At 64.4% G+C, this 16,412-nt stretch carries 14 protein-coding genes; 7 read left to right on the plus strand and 7 right to left on the minus strand.

Annotated elements, in window-relative coordinates:
* Positions 1-105: 105 nt before the first annotated feature.
* The 5 genes from QQF40_RS09820 to QQF40_RS09840 all read right to left on the minus strand — a co-directional run bounded on the left by QQF40_RS09820 (position 106) and on the right by QQF40_RS09840 (position 2,922).
* The gene (locus tag QQF40_RS09820) at positions 106-654 is read right to left on the minus strand and encodes a COG4648 family protein (RefSeq protein ID WP_285461202.1); all 549 of its coding nucleotides are present in this window, start codon (positions 652-654) and stop codon (positions 106-108) included.
* A gap of 65 nt (positions 655-719) precedes the next feature.
* Complete coding sequence (locus tag QQF40_RS09825; RefSeq protein WP_043331449.1) at positions 720-992, minus strand: acyl carrier protein; 273 nt, start codon at positions 990-992, stop codon at positions 720-722.
* A complete protein-coding gene (locus tag QQF40_RS09830; RefSeq protein WP_043331448.1) occupies positions 982-1,251 on the minus strand; it encodes a phosphopantetheine-binding protein in 270 nt (89 codons plus the stop codon). The genes QQF40_RS09825 and QQF40_RS09830 overlap by 11 nt, the downstream gene beginning before the upstream one ends.
* 145 nt (positions 1,252-1,396) lie before the next feature.
* A complete protein-coding gene (locus tag QQF40_RS09835) occupies positions 1,397-2,200 on the minus strand; it encodes a lysophospholipid acyltransferase family protein (protein WP_175088469.1) in 804 nt (267 codons plus the stop codon).
* Between the two features lie 8 nt (positions 2,201-2,208).
* Entirely contained in the window at positions 2,209-2,922 is a 714-nt protein-coding gene (locus tag QQF40_RS09840) for a beta-ketoacyl synthase chain length factor (RefSeq protein WP_052384260.1), read from the minus strand.
* A gap of 331 nt (positions 2,923-3,253) precedes the next feature.
* On the opposite strand from QQF40_RS09840, the gene QQF40_RS09845 reads away from it, so the two are divergent.
* The gene (locus QQF40_RS09845) at positions 3,254-4,795 is read left to right on the plus strand and encodes a TrkH family potassium uptake protein (RefSeq protein ID WP_285461203.1); all 1,542 of its coding nucleotides are present in this window, start codon (positions 3,254-3,256) and stop codon (positions 4,793-4,795) included.
* Positions 4,796-4,880: 85 nt separating this feature from the next.
* On the opposite strand, the gene QQF40_RS09850 is transcribed toward QQF40_RS09845, so the two are convergent.
* Together QQF40_RS09850 and QQF40_RS09855 are read right to left on the minus strand one after the other, a co-directional pair.
* Entirely contained in the window at positions 4,881-6,149 is a 1,269-nt protein-coding gene (locus QQF40_RS09850) for a 1-acyl-sn-glycerol-3-phosphate acyltransferase (protein ID WP_285461204.1), read from the minus strand.
* 62 nt (positions 6,150-6,211) lie between these two features.
* Positions 6,212-7,132 carry a recombination-associated protein RdgC gene (locus QQF40_RS09855; RefSeq protein ID WP_043331446.1) on the minus strand — a complete coding sequence of 307 codons (921 nt, stop codon included), beginning with the start codon at positions 7,130-7,132 and terminating at the stop codon, positions 6,212-6,214.
* A 351-nt stretch (positions 7,133-7,483) separates the two neighbouring features.
* Here QQF40_RS09855 and QQF40_RS09860 point away from each other — a divergent pair, with 351 nt between their 5' ends.
* From QQF40_RS09860 to cmk, 6 genes are all read left to right on the plus strand, one after another.
* Positions 7,484-7,978, plus strand: a complete 495-nt coding sequence (locus QQF40_RS09860; RefSeq protein WP_285461205.1) for an acyl-CoA thioesterase — start codon at positions 7,484-7,486, stop codon at positions 7,976-7,978.
* 247 nt (positions 7,979-8,225) lie between these two features.
* Positions 8,226-11,003 carry a DNA gyrase subunit A gene (gene gyrA / locus QQF40_RS09865; protein ID WP_175088474.1) on the plus strand — a complete coding sequence of 926 codons (2,778 nt, stop codon included), beginning with the start codon at positions 8,226-8,228 and terminating at the stop codon, positions 11,001-11,003.
* Between the two features lie 58 nt (positions 11,004-11,061).
* Complete coding sequence (gene serC, locus QQF40_RS09870) at positions 11,062-12,156, plus strand: 3-phosphoserine/phosphohydroxythreonine transaminase (RefSeq protein WP_175088475.1); 1,095 nt, start codon at positions 11,062-11,064, stop codon at positions 12,154-12,156.
* A gap of 13 nt (positions 12,157-12,169) precedes the next feature.
* The gene (gene pheA, locus QQF40_RS09875; RefSeq protein WP_052384256.1) at positions 12,170-13,309 is read left to right on the plus strand and encodes a prephenate dehydratase; all 1,140 of its coding nucleotides are present in this window, start codon (positions 12,170-12,172) and stop codon (positions 13,307-13,309) included.
* A 68-nt stretch (positions 13,310-13,377) separates the two neighbouring features.
* Positions 13,378-15,609 carry a bifunctional prephenate dehydrogenase/3-phosphoshikimate 1-carboxyvinyltransferase gene (locus QQF40_RS09880; RefSeq protein WP_285461268.1) on the plus strand — a complete coding sequence of 744 codons (2,232 nt, stop codon included), beginning with the start codon at positions 13,378-13,380 and terminating at the stop codon, positions 15,607-15,609.
* On the plus strand, positions 15,606-16,325 hold the full coding sequence (gene cmk / locus QQF40_RS09885) for a (d)CMP kinase (protein ID WP_175088477.1): 720 nt from the start codon (positions 15,606-15,608) through the stop codon (positions 16,323-16,325). Before QQF40_RS09880 ends, cmk begins: the two co-directional genes overlap by 4 nt.
* The last annotated feature ends 87 nt before the right edge of the window (positions 16,326-16,412 follow it).

Below are 16,412 nucleotides of genomic sequence, written 5' to 3' on the forward strand. Positions count from 1 at the left end.
GCCGGGCGAATCCACGCCGGGCGAATCCACGCCGGGCGTATCCACGCATGGACTCAGCTATCGATAGCCGAGCTCATCGATAGCCAAGCTCATCGAGGACCAGGTTCAGCCATCGGCGTGGCGCAGGCGACGGCGTACCAGCCATTCGCCACAGAACAGCAGCCCCATCAGCACGTAGCTCAACAGGCCGTTGTAGAGCGTCCAGGTCGCGAGGTCGGCATACAGCGCCGTGGCCGCGGCAACACTGGCATTGAAGACGAGGAAGCCGCACCACACTCGGGTGACCTTGCGGGTATAACGCACGCCTGCGGCGGGCAGATCAGGCTCCTTGAGACGTGCCAGGCGCTCGATGATCGGCATGCCACGCCACAGACTGGTGGCGAACACGCTGAGCATGGCCAGATTGACCAGCACCGGATAGGCGCGCAGCCCCAGTTCCGCCTCGCTGAGCAGGCTGATGGCGACCAGCAGCGCGGCCAGCGTCAGGCGCGGGAACCACGGCAGGGGCAGACGCTGGATCAGCAGGGCGCCCAGCGCGATCAGCGCCCACACCCAGGGCGAGACATGTCCGCTGGTCGCGTCGCCCGTCGGGTCTGCCGTCAGCCGCGAGAGCAGGGCATAGACCAGCAGCGGCCAGCATACGGCGGCCACCACGCCCAGCCCACCAAGCAGAAGCCTTGGCAGTGATGGGCGCCGCCTTCGACCAGAGGACAGTGATGTCATGCCTGGCGCTGCATCAGCTGCTCGACGGCGGTCACGACATCATCGAGGCTGCGAACGCTCTTGAAGTCATTGGCTTCGATGCGGCGGCCGGTGAACTTCTTGAGTTCGACCACCAGGTCCACCGCATCGATGCTGTCGATGTCGAGGTCTTCGTAGAGCAGTGCCTCGGGGTGGATGTCAGCGGCATCGATCTCGAACAGCTCGATCAGGGTGCTGCGCACATGGGCGTAGATCTCTTCGCGGGACGCGGTCTGTTGCTCAGCGCTCACGACGGGCCTCCACGAGTTCACGCAGGGCATTGAGGCTGGCGAAATGCGCGCGGGTGTCCTCGGCTTCGGCGTCCAGCGTGATGCCGTACTGCTTCTGCAGCGCGAGACCGAGCTCCAGGGCGTCAATCGAATCCAGACCCAGGCCGTCCACGAACAGCGGCTCATCGGCGACGATGTCGTCCGGCGTGATGTCCTCAAGCTCCAGGGTGTCGATGATCAGTTGCTTGAGTTCCAGTTCCAGCTTGGCGCTATCGCTCATGAGTATTCCTCGTGTCGGCGTACCGATAATGGCCGGTATGAATGGCAGCAGGCTTTATTAACGGCGGGAAGGCCGAATATCTTAATCACTTTTTTCTCGCTATCTGATCAACATCAAGATCAGGGCAGTACGGAGCAGAGCGCTGTCATGACTCGCGAATCCGTTGCTGGAAGGCGGCCAGTTCAGCGGCAAAGTCGCTGGCCAGGCGGCGCGTCAACTGGCGGGCATCGCGTGATAGCGGTATCTCATCCTCGGCTGCCGATGGCGGTGCGACATGCGCCGTCATGTCAGGCAGCACCTTGATGTTGAGCATCACCCGTCGGGCCGGGATGTGATACCAGGGCTCGCCCTTGGTCAGGGTGCTGGGCTGGCAGTCGATCAGCACGGGGGTGATCTCGCTTGGCGTGCGCAGCGCGATGTTGGCGGCGCCGCGGCGGAATTTCAGCGCCCGCCCGGGCACGCTGCGTGTGCCCTCCGGAAACAGGATCAAGGCATTGCCGCGCGCCAGGCTCGCGCCGGCGGCCTCGAGCACGCCCTGCGGCTCTTCATTGGTGATGTAGCCCGCGGCGCGGATGGGGCCACGGGTGAAGGGGTTGCGCGCCAGCCGCCCCTTGACCACGCAGTCGGCGTGGGGAATCAGCGCGAGCAGGAAGACCACGTCGATCAGTGTCGGGTGATTGGCCAGCACCAGCAGGCCCGGACGTTGCAGGCGCTCGCAGTCGTGCAGGCGATAGTCGAGCACGCCCAGGCCGCGCATCAGACCCACGAAGCCGCGCATGCAGTGATGGATGATGCTGCGCGCGAGCTTCTGTCGTTTCTCGGGGCGACGTACCACCAGTGTCAGCAGTGGCCACATTCCCCCCACCAGCAAGCCGCCCAGCCCGAAGGTCAGGAAGCTGAAGGCCGTGGCGATGCCACGCCACAGGCGTCCGAGGGGTGACGACAGCATGCGAGGCATCAGTCTGCTGGCGGCGTCGGTGAGGCGGCGTGAGCGCGGCTCAGCTGCCAGTGATGGCGGCGACAGGCGAGCGTCTCGGCCCCGGCCTGCTCGAGCCAGGCAATGACCTCGAGCGGCGTCGGGGCGCTGTCCGTCAACGATTCGCCAGGCGTGGCGCTCAACGTCCATGCGCTGTCATCGTCACTGCGGCGGCTCAGACGCAGGGCGACGGCGCTGGCGCACGCCGGGTAGTCACCGTGGTGCAGAAAGGCCTCCGGCGCGGCAATATCGGAGAACAGCACGATGACATCCTCGCGCTCACTCAGATAGCCGAGCGCCTCGCTCATCAGCGCCTCGAATTCGTTGCCGCAGGCGGCGAGGGCTTCCAGCGGCTGATGGGACTTGCCGGTGATCGAGTACATGCCCAGTACGGCGTTGTGCACCGAGAGCGAGAAGCGCGCCGGTGACAGGGCTTCGTCGGACTGGGTGGCGGCATCCAGCAGGGCGAGAATCTTGCCGGTATCGCCATGGCGCGAGGCATGGATGATGGGCAGGTCGGCGTCAGGGTCGAGCGCGAACAGCAGCTTGCAGCAGGCCTGGCCGACCGGGCTGAGTCGACGACGCTGCATGGCCGGGACTTGCTCGGCACGCGGGGAAGGGGTGATATCTACGCGGCTGTCGTGGGCGGTGCGGGTCGCACTCGCCTGCCAGGCTCGCCAATCAGTCAGACGCATGAGGTTCTTGTCCGTGAACGCATCGTTGCCATATTGGGGTCTCAGTGTACCGCACAGGGGTTGGGCAGCCCAACCGGACTCAGGCGTGTTGGCACTGAGCAGGCGGCGTGGCTACGCGTGTCGTTGGCAGGATAGCAGCTTGCAGGGCGGCACAAGGCGCCTGGCGTGAGGTGTCGGGGGTGGGGGCCGTGCAGTTGATCACCGCTGTGGCGGCGCTGGACAGCGGCGGAAGAGGGTGTAGGGTATCGCCGCACTGAGACTGGCGCCCGGGGCGCCATGGGCAAGAACGCTGAGGACGCACAATGATGACTGTCATCAACAGGTCGGTGGCATGAAGGCTGGCTCGCCGAAACGGCGGCGCAGACGGGAGCGCGCAGGGCAGGCGACCCGAGCGCACTCGCAGGCGCTGGTTCGCCTTCTTTCGCTCTCGGAGTGGTTGCCGGTCGTCCGGGTGCTCGGCCTGCTGCTGTGCGTGGTGGCCTTGATGATGCTGGCGCCCTTGCTGGTGCTGCTTGGTGAAGCGGATGCGGATGCCAGCGCCTTTCTGATCTCGCTGGGCATCACGCTCGGCTCGTCGGCCATCATGCTGACGGTGTCGCGCAAGGTGGAGCTGCAGCTCAAGCCACGCGCGATGTTCGTGCTGACGACACTGAGCTGGGTGCTGGTGTCGGCCTACTCGAGCCTGCCTTTGATCTTCGGGGCGACCCACCTGGGCGTGACCGATGCCGTGTTCGAATCGGTGTCGGCGATCACTACCACCGGTTCGACCGTGCTGTCTGACATCGAAGGGCTCTCGGATGGCCTCAAGCTGTGGCGTGGCCTGATGCAGTGGGTCGGTGGCATCGGCATCATCGTGATGGCGATCGCGATCCTGCCGTTTCTGAAGGTTGGCGGCATGCGCCTGTTCCAGACCGAATCCTCGGACTGGTCCGACAAGGTGCTGCCGCGCGCCGGTGGCGTGGCCAAGGCCATCGGCCTGGTCTACGTCGGGCTGACGTTGCTGGCCATCGGCTGTTACTGGCTCGGCGGCATGCACTGGCTGGATGCGCTGGTGCATGGCATGACGTCGCTGGCCACCGGTGGTTTCTCCAATTACGACAGCTCGATGGGCGTCTATTCCGACCGGCCCTATCTGCTGTGGATGGCGTCGACCTTCATGTTGCTGGGGGCGTTGCCCTTCGTGCTGTTCATCCGCGCCTGGCAGGATCAGGCCGGTGTCCTGTGGCGCGATGCCCAGGTGCGCGGCTTCCTGCGTCTGCTGGGGTGGGTGATCGCCTTGCTGACGCTGTATCGCGTCGTCAACGGCGAGGCCATCTTCACGGCGCTGACCCAGGTGACCTTCAATGTCATCTCGGTGGTGACGACCACCGGTTACGCCAGCGACGATTACAGTGCCTGGGGGCCCTTTGCGGTGGTGGCCTTCTTCTACCTGACCTTCGTCGGCGGCTGCAGCGGCTCGACCAGCGGCGGCATGAAGATCTTTCGCCTGCAGATCGGGCTGATCATGCTCGGCAACCATCTGCGCTCGCTGATCCATGCCAATGGGGTCTTCTCGCAGCGTTACAACGGCCGTGCGTTGCCCGATGAGGTGGTGCGCGCCGTGATCGCCTTCTCGTTCTTCTTCTTCATCACCATCGGTGGCCTGGCGCTGGCGCTGTCATTCATCGGGCTGGATCTGATCACCGCGGTGACCGGCGCCGCCACGGCCGTCACCAACGTCGGCCCGGGGCTGGGCGAGATCATCGGCCCGGCGGGCAACTTCTCGAGCCTGCCGGACAGCGCCAAGTGGTTGCTGTGCCTCGGCATGCTGATGGGGCGTCTCGAGATATTGACCGTGCTGGTGCTGTTCTCGCCCAGCTTCTGGCGCAAGTAGCGGCCCACGAAAAAGCCACCGTCGATTGACGGTGGCTTTTTCGTGACAGGTACAAGACTCAAGTGCCTTGCTCCGCAGTGCTGGCTTACTGCGCGACCTTCTCGCGGTCCGTCGCTTCGGCGGCATCGAGCTTCTCGTCGAGGTCGATCGAAAGCCCTTCGCGATTGAGGATCGGGTTGGCATATTGCACCAGCCACCAGTCCTTGAGCTCTGTGGGTACCTCTGCGAGGCGGTTCTCGAAGGTGGCGCGCTCGGCACCGCTGATGGCGGAGACATCCAGTGCCGAGGCCAGGCGCGGCTCCTCACGCAGCTGCTGGCGGCTGGCGGCCAGCTTCTCGAGCGCCAGCTGATGGCTCGGGTAGAGGGTGTAGTAGGCCAGCACCTGACGGTCGACTTCCTTCACCACGTCTTCCGGGGTCTCGAAGTCGCCCTTGAGCGGCTCGCCGAATACCAGCTTGACGCGCCCCTTGTGGCCGCTGATACCGGCAGCGATGGACTTGATGTCCTCGTACTGCACCTTCTCGTAACGCCCTTCATTGGCGACGGCTGCCAGCTCACGCGCCTTCTGCAGATCACAGGGGTCGAACTCGTAGCTGATCGATACCGGCACGATGTTGAGCTCGCTGACCGCCTCGCTGAATGGACGTGTCTTGTCGGCGGTGCGCGCGGCCATGGTCAACATCTTGATGATGGCGCTTTCGGTGCCGTCTCGTCCATCCTTGGCGCGCCCTTCACGCTGGGCCAGCCAGATGGAGTGCTGGTCGTGGATCAGTGAGTGACGGATATAGCCCGACAGCGACTGGTAGGCGGCCAGCATCGCACGCTTGCCCTTGGCGGAGCGCGGCACGATGAAGCTCTTGTTGAGGCGCATCAGGTCGGTGACGAAGGGCTTCTGCAGCAGGTTGTCACCGATGGCGATGCGTACCGTGTCACGCCCGTGACGATAGAGGGCGTAGTTGACGAAGGCCGGGTCCAGCGAGATGTCGCGATGGTTGGACAGGAACAGATACGGCGTATCCGGCGACAGGCGCTCCAGCCCCACCGTCTCGAAGCTGGTAGTGGTGGTGTGGATCATGCGCGCCATGTAGACGGCGATGCGGCTCTGGAAACTGGCAACATCCTTGACGCCAATCATCTCGCGCTTGATGGCCAGGCGCGCGATCTGGCGTGCCAGCCACGGGAAACGCTGGGTCAGGCCCGGCAGGCGGAAGCGAGTCAGGGTGTCGAGCAGCTCGCGGTCCTGCTCCAGGCGTACCAGCACCTCCGCTACCTCGTCGTCGTGGTAAGGGCGAATATCGGCGAACGGGTCCTGTTCGCTGGTCGTGGCAGGCTTGGGTGTTGCAGTGTCAGTCATCGACGCACGTCATCCGGGTTTGTCATTCTGAGAAAAGAGAAAGTCGGCTGCGGGCCGAAGGCTCAACTGGCGGGCTGGGCTTCACCACCCAACCAGGCGGTCATCTGCTCGATCACGCCGGACAGTACCTGGGCCATCAGCGCGAAGTCGGTCTCCAGGCGCAGGATGGGGTCTTCGCCATCATCCTGGGCATTGGCTTCATCGACCACGGCATCGGCGAACTTGAGGCTCTTGAGCGCCATGTCCTCACCGAGCACCAGCGCGACGCGACCATCGACTTCCAGCGCCAGCTTGCTGACCACGCGGCCCAGATTCAGCGCCGTCTGGATTTCCTCGCCGTCGAGATCGAACTGACGCGCACGCAGCACGCCATCCTCGCCGCCCGGCGCCTTGAGTTCGACCTGATCACCGACGATCAGGTCTTCCGGGCGCGAGCTGACATCCTTCAGCCAGGTGGTCATCACCTGGGAAGGCGGCTGCGCGACGGCCAGCGGGGTGACCTTGAGCGTGCCGAGCGTCTGGCGCAGCAGGTCCAGCACTTCCTCGGCGCGCTTGGCATTCGAGGCGTTGACGGCGATCAGGCCGCGACGGCTGTCCCACCAAAGGTCGGTGCGCGAGGAGCGGGTGAAGGCGCGCGGCAGCAGCTCCTCGTAGATCTGCTCCTTGAGGGTCAGCTTCTCGCGGCGACGCAGCGGACGGCCTTCGGCGGTCTCGCGCTCGGCCACGCGCTCCTCGAGTTCTTCCTTGACCACGGCGGAGGGCAGTACGCGCTCCTGGCGCAGCGCGCTGATCAGGAAATGGCCCTGAATCTCGTGCACCAGCAGGTCGCTGTTGCGACCGCCCGGTGCCACCCAGCCGATACGCTTGGCTTCGACGCCGGTGACCGGGCGGAAGACGTGCTCCGGCAGGGCGTCGGCGAGACGACCCTCTTCCAGCGGTGCGCTATCGTGCAGGCGATACAATTGCAGGTTCTTGAACCACATGCGACCAGTCCTTGAGTCCGGTGAACGGGGGCAGCCCGTCTGAATGGCGCATATTATGGCGAAACTCATGCGGCGGGTCATCCGCCGTGGGTCTCGCGGTGGTGATCCGGTGGTTCGGGGAAGGGGAATAGGGAGGCTGGAGTGGTCGACGGTATGGCGCCTGTGCGTGGAGGTGAGGAGAAGGCTCTGGCAGGCATTTTCCTCTGTTCCATTTCTCTCCGGCCTCTGTCCGACGCTCGGGTGGCGGCAGTCGCGATTTTCAGCCAAGCGTTTGTTTTTCTGTCCGTCACCGGCATAAGATCAGCTGACGACGGCCATACGGCGCGATCGTTTCATGGACGGGAGGCAGGGATGCAACACGACAGCAATCCACCGCAGACAGCGAACGGCAGTCACGCAGGCGTCGTCAGTCGCACGGCCCTGACAGTGCGTGGCTACCATCTTGATGGCTATGGGCACGTCAACAATGCCCGCTATCTGGAGTTCTATGAGGAAGGGCGCTGGGAATTCATGCTCGCGCACCTCGATCTGGCCGCGCTCAAGCGAGAAGGCATCGCGATGGTGGCGGTCAACCTCAACCTGGACTGGCACTATCCCGCCACCGTGCACGATGAGCTGATCATCACCACGCGGCTGGCCGAACTCGGGCGTCGCAAGATGATCATGCGCCAGGAGATCCATCTGGGTGAGCGGCGCATGGGCGAGGTGCATCCGCGTTCCGGAGCGCTGGTCTCCAGAGCGGATTTCACCTTCGTGCTGATGAATACCGACACCGGTCGCGCCATGCCGCTGGATGGCGAGATCGGCTCGCTGCTGGGCGCGTTGGTGAGTGAAGAAACGGCCTGATCGCTCTCAGCGGCGAGGCATGAGCCAGCAGGCCGTGCACATTGACGGCCGTACTACCGTACTTAGGTGTCCTTGCGGCGTCGTGTGAGCTGCTAGGCGCGCTCGCAAGTGATATAATGCCGCCACTTCGGTGCCGCGGAGCTGGCACCCCGTGTCCGCTTCACGTCACTGCCGCGCTGCAGTACCGACGGAGCATGCGTCGTTGCTGCAGTGGCGCCAACAGTTGAGTTCAAGGATTTGACGAATCATGGGTGAGATCGCCAGAGAGATACTGCCAGTCAACATCGAGGACGAGCTCAAGCAGTCGTATCTCGATTACGCGATGAGCGTCATCATCGGGCGTGCCTTGCCGGATGTTCGCGATGGCCTCAAACCGGTTCACCGTCGCGTATTGTTCGCGATGCACGAGCTGAACAATGACTGGAACAAGGCCTATAAGAAATCTGCCCGTGTCGTCGGCGATGTGATCGGTAAATACCACCCGCACGGTGACAGTGCGGTCTACGACACCATCGTCCGCATGGCCCAGCACTTCTCCATGCGTTATGTGCTGGTGGATGGTCAGGGCAACTTCGGTTCCATCGATGGCGACAGCGCCGCGGCGATGCGTTACACCGAGGTGCGCATGGCGCGCCTGGCGCACGAGCTGCTGGCCGACCTCGAGAAGGACACCGTCGATTGGGTCGACAACTATGACGGCACCGAGCGCATCCCTGGCGTGCTGCCGACCAAGACCCCGAACCTGCTGGTCAATGGCTCCTCCGGTATCGCCGTGGGCATGGCCACCAACATCCCGCCCCACAACATGGGCGAGGTCATCGATGGCTGTCTGGCGCTGATCGACAACGGCGATCTGACCGTCGATGAGCTGATGGAATTCATTCCGGGGCCGGACTTCCCGACTGCCGGTATCATCAACGGCCGTGCCGGCATCCTCGATGCCTACCGCACCGGTCGTGGTCGTATCTACGTGCGTGCCGTGCATACCATCGAGCACAACGACAAGAACGGCCGTGATCACATCATCATCACCGAGCTTCCCTACCAGGTGAACAAGGCGCGTCTGATCGAGAAGATCGCCGAGCTGGTCAAGGACAAGAAGATCGAGGGCATCGCCGAACTGCGTGACGAGTCCGACAAGGACGGTCTGCGCGTGGTCATCGAGACCAAGCGTGGCGAGTCCGGTGAAGTGGTCGTCAACAACCTCTTCTCCCAGACCCAGCTCGAGACCGTGTTCGGCATCAATATGGTCGCGCTGCACGAAGGTCAGCCGAAGATCCTGAATCTCAAGCAGATTCTGGAATCCTTTGTGCGCCACCGTCGCGAAGTCGTCACTCGTCGTACCCTGTTCGAACTCAAGAAGGCGCGTGAGCGTGGCCATATTCTTGAAGGTCTGGCGGTGGCGATCTCGAACATCGATGAGGTGATCGAGCTGATCAAGGGCTCGCCGAGCGCGGCGGAAGCCAAGGAAAAGCTGATCGGTCGTGAATGGCAGCCGGGTCAGGTGGTCGAGATGCTCGAGCGCGCCGGTGCCACGTCCTGCCGTCCGGAAGACCTGCCGGAAGGTCTGGGGCTGTCTGAAGACGCCAGGCACTACCGTCTGTCGCCGGCCCAGGCTCAGGCCATCCTCGAGCTGCGTCTGCATCGCCTGACCGGTCTCGAGACCGAGAAACTGCTGGCCGAGTACTCCTCCATCCTCGAGCGCATCGCCGAGCTGATGGAGATCCTGTCCTCTGCCGACCGCCTGATGGAAGTCATCCGCGAAGAGCTGCGCGAAGTGCGTGCCCAATACGCCGATGAGCGCCGCACCGAGATCATGACCAGCCGTCGTGACCTGACCATCGAAGACCTCATCAACGAGGAAGACATGGTGGTGACGGTCTCGCGCAGCGGCTATGCCAAGACCCAGCCGCTGTCTGACTACCAGGCCCAGAAGCGTGGAGGTCGCGGCAAGTCCGCCACCTCGATGAAGGACGAGGATGTCATCGAGCACCTGCTGGTCGCCTCGACCCATGACACCGTGCTGCTGTTCTCCAACAAGGGCAAGGTGTACTGGCTCAAGGTCTACGAGATGCCGCAGGCGTCACGTGGCTCGCGTGGCAAGCCGCTGGTCAACCTGATTCCGCTGGACGACGGCGAATGGGTCACCACCATCCTGCCGGTGCGCGATTATGCCGCCGACAGCTACATCTTCTTCGCCACCGCCAACGGCACGGTCAAGCGCACCGCGCTGAGCCAGTTCTCGCGTCCGCGCAGTGTCGGCCTGATCGCGCTGGACATCGAGGAAGGCGACCGCCTGATCGGCGCCGACATCACGTCCGGTTCCGACCACGTCATGCTGGTGTCCTCCAACGGCAAGGCGATCCGCTTCGAAGAGCAGAACGTGCGCGTGATGGGCCGTACCGCCCGTGGTGTACGCGGCATGCGTCTGCTCGACGATGCACAGGTCATCAGCCTGATCATTCCGCGCACCACCGCGATCGATGACAACGAGATCGAGGTTGATGACGCTGCGGACGCGACGGCGCAAGGCGTCGAGAGCGCTGATGTGGCAGCCACCGAAGGCGCGACGGAAGACAGCGTCGCCAGCGGTGAGGTGCCGCAGTGCTACATCCTGACCGCGTCCGCCAATGGCTTCGGCAAGCGCACGCGTCTGGAAGAGTTCCCGCTGCGTGGCCGTGGTGGCCAGGGCGTGATCGCGATGCAGACCAGCGAGCGCAACGGCGACCTGGTCAGTGCGGTACAGGTCAGCGACAACGACGAACTGATGCTGATCACCGACCGCGGCACCCTTGTACGTACCCGCGTCGCCGAGGTGTCCACCACCTCGCGCAACACCCAGGGCGTGACCTTGATCCGCACCGCGGAAGAGGAGCGTCTGGTGACGACGGTGCGTGTCGACGAGCCGGAAGAGGTCGTCGTGGTAAAGGATGAGCTGGATGAAGAGGCGCTGAGCACCGATGAACAGGTGCAGGCGGGAGATGACGCCGAGTCGACGGATACCCCGCCGACAGACGCGGAATAAGACGCTGGATTGCGACCGCCTTCGGGGCGGTCGCTTCACTTTCGGGAAATAAGACGACATGACACGCAAGTTCAACTTCTGCGCCGGTCCTGCTGCACTGCCGACCGCTGTCCTGGAGCGCGCTCGCGCCGAGATGCTGGATTATCAGGGCCGCGGACTGTCCGTCATGGAGATGAGTCATCGCTCCGACGAATTCGTGGCCATCGCCGAGAAGGCCGAGGCGGACCTGCGCGAACTGCTCGAGATTCCGTCCAACTATCGCGTGTTGTTCATGCAGGGTGGCGCCTCGACCCAGTTTGCGGGTGTGCCGCTGAACCTGCTGGGCGAGGGTGGCAGCGCCAACTATCTGTATACCGGTATCTGGGGCAAGAAGGCGATCAAGGAAGCCGAGCATCTGGCGGTGGGCAGCCACGTGGCAGCCTCCAGCGAGAGCAATGGCCTGATTGCCGTGCCGCGCCAGAACGCGATCCAGCTCTCGGGTGATGTGGGCTATCTGCACTACACCGCCAACGAGACCATCGGTGGCCTCGAGTTCGACTATATCCCCGAGGTGGCAGCGGATGGCGTGCCGCTGGTGTGTGACATGTCGTCTTCCATCCTGTCTGGCCCGCTGGATGTCAGCCGTTTCGGCGTCATCTATGCCGGCGCCCAGAAGAACATCGGTCCGGCGGGTCTGACGCTGGTCATCGTGCGCGAAGATCTGCTCGATCGTGCCCGCAAGGACTGCCCGACCATGTTGAACTGGAAGACGGCCGCCGAGGCCAATTCCATGTTCAATACGCCGCCGACCTACGCCTGGTATCTCTCCGGACTGGTGTTCGAGTGGCTCAAGGATGAAGTCGGTGGCCTCGCCGCCATGAACGCGATCAATGATCGCAAGGCGCAGGCGCTCTACGCGGCCATCGATGGCAGCGACTTCTATTCCAACCCGATCGTCGCCGAGAACCGCTCACGCATGAACGTGCCGTTCGTGCTGGCCGATGATCGTCTCGACAAGACCTTCCTTGCCGAGTCCGAAGCGGCCGGTCTCCTGAATCTGGCCGGTCACCGCAGCGTCGGTGGCATGCGTGCCAGCCTCTACAACGCCGTGCCGGAAGCTGCCGTCACTGCGCTGGTGGACTTCATGGGCGACTTCGCGCGCCGTCACGGCTAAGGGAGGAGGTGAGATGTCGGATTCCAAGGAAAGCCCTGCGCCGCAGGCGGCGGGCAAGGCGGTGACGCTGGACGACCTGCGTCAGCGCATCGATGCCATCGACAACGAGCTGCTGAACCTGATCAGCGAGCGCGCGGGCTGCGCGCAGCAGGTTGCCGAGGTCAAGCTGGCGGCCGGTGACGTGGGCGAGGACGGCCAGGTGCAGTTCTACCGCCCGGAGCGCGAAGCCCAGGTATTGCGCCGCATCATGGCCAACAACCCCGGCCCGCTGAAAGGCGAGGAGATGGCGCGTCTGTTCCGCGAGATCATGTCCGCCTGTCTGGCGCTGGAACAGCCGATCCGCCTGGCCTATCTCGGTCCGGAAGGTACCTTCACCCAGCAGGCCGCGCTCAAGCACTTCGGTGACAGCGCGGTGACCAAGCCGATGGCGGCCATCGACGAGGTGTTCCGCGAAGTCGAGGCCGGCGCGGTGCAGTATGGTGTGGTGCCTGTGGAGAACTCCACCGAGGGCGTCATCAACCACACGCTGGATTCGTTCATGGGCTCGCAGCTCAAGATCTCCGGCGAAGTGGTGCTGCGCATTCACCATCACCTGCTGGTGGGCCCGAACACGCGTCGCGAGAAGATCTCGCGCATCTATTCCCACGCCCAGTCGCTGGCCCAGTGCCGCAAGTGGCTGGATGCCCACTTCCCGCACGCCGAGCGCATCGCGGTGTCCTCGAATGCCGAGGCTGCGCGTCAGGTGCGCACCGAGTGGCACAGTGCGGCGATTGCCGGTGACATGGCGGCCAAGCTCTATGAGCTGGAGAAGGTCGAGGAGAAGATCGAGGACAGCCCCGACAACTCCACGCGCTTCCTGATCATCGGTGACAGCTCGGTGCCGGCGTCCGGCGATGACAAGACCTCCATCGTGGTGGCGATGCGCAACCAGCCGGGGGCACTGCACGACCTGCTGGCGCCGTTCCACCGTCACCAGATCGACCTGACCCGCGTCGAGACGCGTCCGTCACGTTCCGGTGCCTGGAACTATGTCTTCTTCATTGACTTCCGTGGCCACCGCGATGACCCGCTCATCACGGCGACGCTGGAAGAGCTGCGCCAGTGCGCGGCGGACGTCAAGGTGCTCGGGTCCTACCCGGTCGGTGTGCTGTGAGCAAGGTTGACCACACGCGCCATGTGGCGCCGTCAGACCTGCTGTCCTCGCTGCCGTCAGCCGAGCGTCTGGCCGGCGAGCGGCGTATCCTGCTGGTCGGGCTGGGCTTGATCGGTGGCTCGCTGGCCGCGGCATTGCGCGCGGCGGGCCATCGCGGCGAGATTCTCGCCTGTGATCGTGACTCCAACGAGATCTGCCTCGGTCAGCGCATGGGGCTGATCGACGGTGGCAGCACGCAACTGGCGGCGCTGGTGCCGGGCGCCTCACTGATCGTGCTGTGCGTGCCGGTGATGGCGATGCAGAGCGTGATGGCCGAGCTGGCGCCGTTGCTGGAGGATGACGCCGTCATCACCGATGTCGGCAGCACCAAGGGCGCGATCCGCGATGCAGCGCTCGGCGTCTTCGGTCGCATGCCGCCGAATCTGGTGCTCGGTCACCCGATCGCCGGGTCCGAGAAGAGCGGTGTCGCGGCGTTCAATCCCGAGCTCTATCGCGATCACAAGGTGATTCTGACGCCGGAGCCGGTCAGCGACCCCGAGGCCGTGGCACGCGTGGCGGCCATGTGGTCGGTATGTGGTGCCCAGCTTCTGAGCATGAGCGTGGCGCGCCACGACGAAGTGCTGGCGCGCACCAGCCACCTGCCGCACCTGCTGGCGTTCTCGCTGGTCGACAGCCTGGCGCGCCAGGATGAGCGGTTGGAGATCTTCCGCTACGCGGCGGGCGGTTTCCGTGATTTTACGCGCATCGCGGGCAGTGACCCGGTGATGTGGCGCGACGTCTATCTGGCCAACCGTGATGCGGTGCTGGAGGCGTTGGATGAATTCGAGGCCGGGGTAGCGCGGGTGCGCGCTGCCGTGACCGCGGGCGATGGTGAGGCGATGCTGGGGATATTCACCCGCGCAAGCCACGCCCGACACTACTTCAATACCCTCTTGAAACAGACGAGTTATCAGACCATGGAACAGCAGAACGTGCGGTACCGTGCACTGCCGGGTGGGCAGGTTCAGGGGCGCATTCGTGTGCCGGGCGACAAGTCCATGTCGCATCGCTCCATCATGCTGGGCGCCTTGGCGACCGGCGTGACCGAAGTCGAAGGCTTCCTGGAAGGGGAAGACAGCCTGGCCACGCTGCAGGCCTTCCGCGACATGGGGGTGGTCATCGAAGGCCCGCATCAGGGGCGTGTCACCATTCACGGTGTGGGTCTCAATGGCCTGAAGCAGCCGCCGGGCCCGCTGTATGTCGGCAACTCCGGCACCGCGATGCGCCTGTTCGCCGGTCTGCTGGCCGGTCAGGCCTTCGACACCGAGCTGACCGGTGATGCCTCGCTGACCAAGCGTCCGATGGACCGCGTCGCCAATCCGCTGCGCGAGATGGGCGCGGTGATCGATACCGCCGACAACGGCCGTCCACCGCTGCGTATCCACGGTGGTCAGCCGCTCAAGGGCATCCGTTACGAGATGCCGATGGCGTCCGCACAGGTCAAGTCGTGCCTGCTGCTGGCCGGTCTCTACGCCGAAGGCGAGACGCGTGCCATCGAGCCGGCGCCGACGCGTGACCACACCGAGCGCATGCTCAATGGCTTCGGCTATAAGGTCGAGCGTCAGGGCGCCGAGGCGTGGCTGAACGGTGGTGGCAGCCTCGAAGCCTGCCCGATCGATGTACCGGCCGACATCTCCTCCGCGACCTTCTTCCTGGTCGCCGCAGCCATCACGCCGGGCTCCGATCTGGTGCTGGAGCACGTCGGCATCAACCCGACGCGCATCGGCGTGATCAACATCCTCAAGGCGATGGGTGCCGACCTGAGCGTCACCAATGAGCGCGAAGTCGGCGGCGAGCCGGTGGCAGACCTGCACATCCGTTATGCGCCGCTCAAGGGCATCGACATTCCGGAAGACCAGGTACCGCTGGCCATCGACGAATTCCCGGCACTGTTCATCGCCGCCGCCAACGCCGAGGGCATGACCCGTCTGCGTGGCGCCGAGGAACTGCGCGTCAAGGAATCCGATCGCATCCAGGTGATGGCGGACGGTCTGGCGCAGATCGGCGTCGAGCACGAAGTGGTCGCGGACGGTATCGACATCCGCGGCGGCGCCTACGGCGGCGGCCTGGTCGACAGCCACGGCGATCACCGCATCGCGATGGCCTTCAGTGTCGCGGCGCTGCGCGCCCAGGGCGAGATCCTGATCGATGACTGCGCCAATGTCGCGACCTCCTTCCCGAACTTCGTGGCGCTGGCCGCTGAAGTCGGCATGCAGGTCGAGAATCTCGGTGCCGTGGCACCCGGCCAGGAGGCTTCATGAGCGGGGAAGCGACACCTCATCACAGCCAGATCTGCGACGCGCCGGTGTTGACCCTTGATGGCCCCGGCGGGGCAGGCAAGGGCACCATCAGCCGTCTGGTCGCGGCGAGCCTGGGCTGGCATCTGCTGGACTCCGGTGCGCTGTATCGCCTGACGGCGCTGGCCGCCGAGCGCCATGGCGTAGCGCTGGAAGACGAGGATGCCGTGGCGACCATCGCCGAGCACCTCGATGTGCAGTTCGATGCCGAAGGCGATGCTACCAGCGTGATTCTGGAAGGCGAGGACGTCACCCGTGACATCCGTCTCGAGTCGGTCGGCAACAATGCCTCCATCATCGCGGCCCAGCCGCGCGTGCGGACTGCACTGCTGGCGCGCCAGCGTGCCTTTGCGCGTGCGCCGGGCCTGGTGGCCGATGGTCGCGACATGGGCACGGTGGTCTTCACCGGTGCGCCGCTCAAGATCTTCCTGACGGCAAGCGCCGAGGAACGTGCGCGTCGTCGTCATGCCCAGTTGCAGGAAGCGGGTGTCGATGCTAATATTTCAAGCCTTTTGACAGAAATACAGGCGCGCGATGCGCGTGATATGGGCCGGGCAGTCGCCCCGCTCAAACCTGCAGACGACGGCGTGATCCTCGATACGACGGATCTCGACATCGAGCAAGTGATCGAACGCATCCAGCAGCTGCTGGTCGAATACGGCCTGGTAGCGGCGCGCTGAGACTCGAGTCTCAGCCTGTAAGTCGTCAGAACAACGGATTGATCGCCTGCTGTTGCAATACGGCCTCCGGGTCGGGCAGCAGCGGGT

Origin of the sequence: Cobetia sp. LC6 (assembly GCF_030264805.1) — a bacterium.
Classification (GTDB): Bacteria; Pseudomonadota; Gammaproteobacteria; order Pseudomonadales; family Halomonadaceae; genus Cobetia.

Excerpts from the sequence above, each read along its gene's own strand:
- QQF40_RS09845 (WP_285461203.1), top strand. The coding sequence starts at position 3,254 with ATGAAGGCTGGCTCGCCGAAACGGCGGCGCAGACGGGAGCGCGCAGGG.
- pheA (WP_052384256.1), top strand. The coding sequence starts at position 12,170 with ATGTCGGATTCCAAGGAAAGCCCTGCGCCGCAGGCGGCGGGCAAGGCG.
- QQF40_RS09860 (WP_285461205.1), top strand. The coding sequence starts at position 7,484 with ATGCAACACGACAGCAATCCACCGCAGACAGCGAACGGCAGTCACGCA.
- QQF40_RS09835 (WP_175088469.1), bottom strand. The coding sequence starts at position 2,200 with ATGCTGTCGTCACCCCTCGGACGCCTGTGGCGTGGCATCGCCACGGCC.
- serC (WP_175088475.1), top strand. The coding sequence starts at position 11,062 with ATGACACGCAAGTTCAACTTCTGCGCCGGTCCTGCTGCACTGCCGACC.
- QQF40_RS09830 (WP_043331448.1), bottom strand. The coding sequence starts at position 1,251 with ATGAGCGATAGCGCCAAGCTGGAACTGGAACTCAAGCAACTGATCATC.
- QQF40_RS09850 (WP_285461204.1), bottom strand. The coding sequence starts at position 6,149 with ATGACTGACACTGCAACACCCAAGCCTGCCACGACCAGCGAACAGGAC.
- cmk (WP_175088477.1), top strand. The coding sequence starts at position 15,606 with ATGAGCGGGGAAGCGACACCTCATCACAGCCAGATCTGCGACGCGCCG.
- QQF40_RS09855 (WP_043331446.1), bottom strand. The coding sequence starts at position 7,132 with ATGTGGTTCAAGAACCTGCAATTGTATCGCCTGCACGATAGCGCACCG.
- gyrA (WP_175088474.1), top strand. The coding sequence starts at position 8,226 with ATGGGTGAGATCGCCAGAGAGATACTGCCAGTCAACATCGAGGACGAG.
- QQF40_RS09840 (WP_052384260.1), bottom strand. The coding sequence starts at position 2,922 with ATGCGTCTGACTGATTGGCGAGCCTGGCAGGCGAGTGCGACCCGCACC.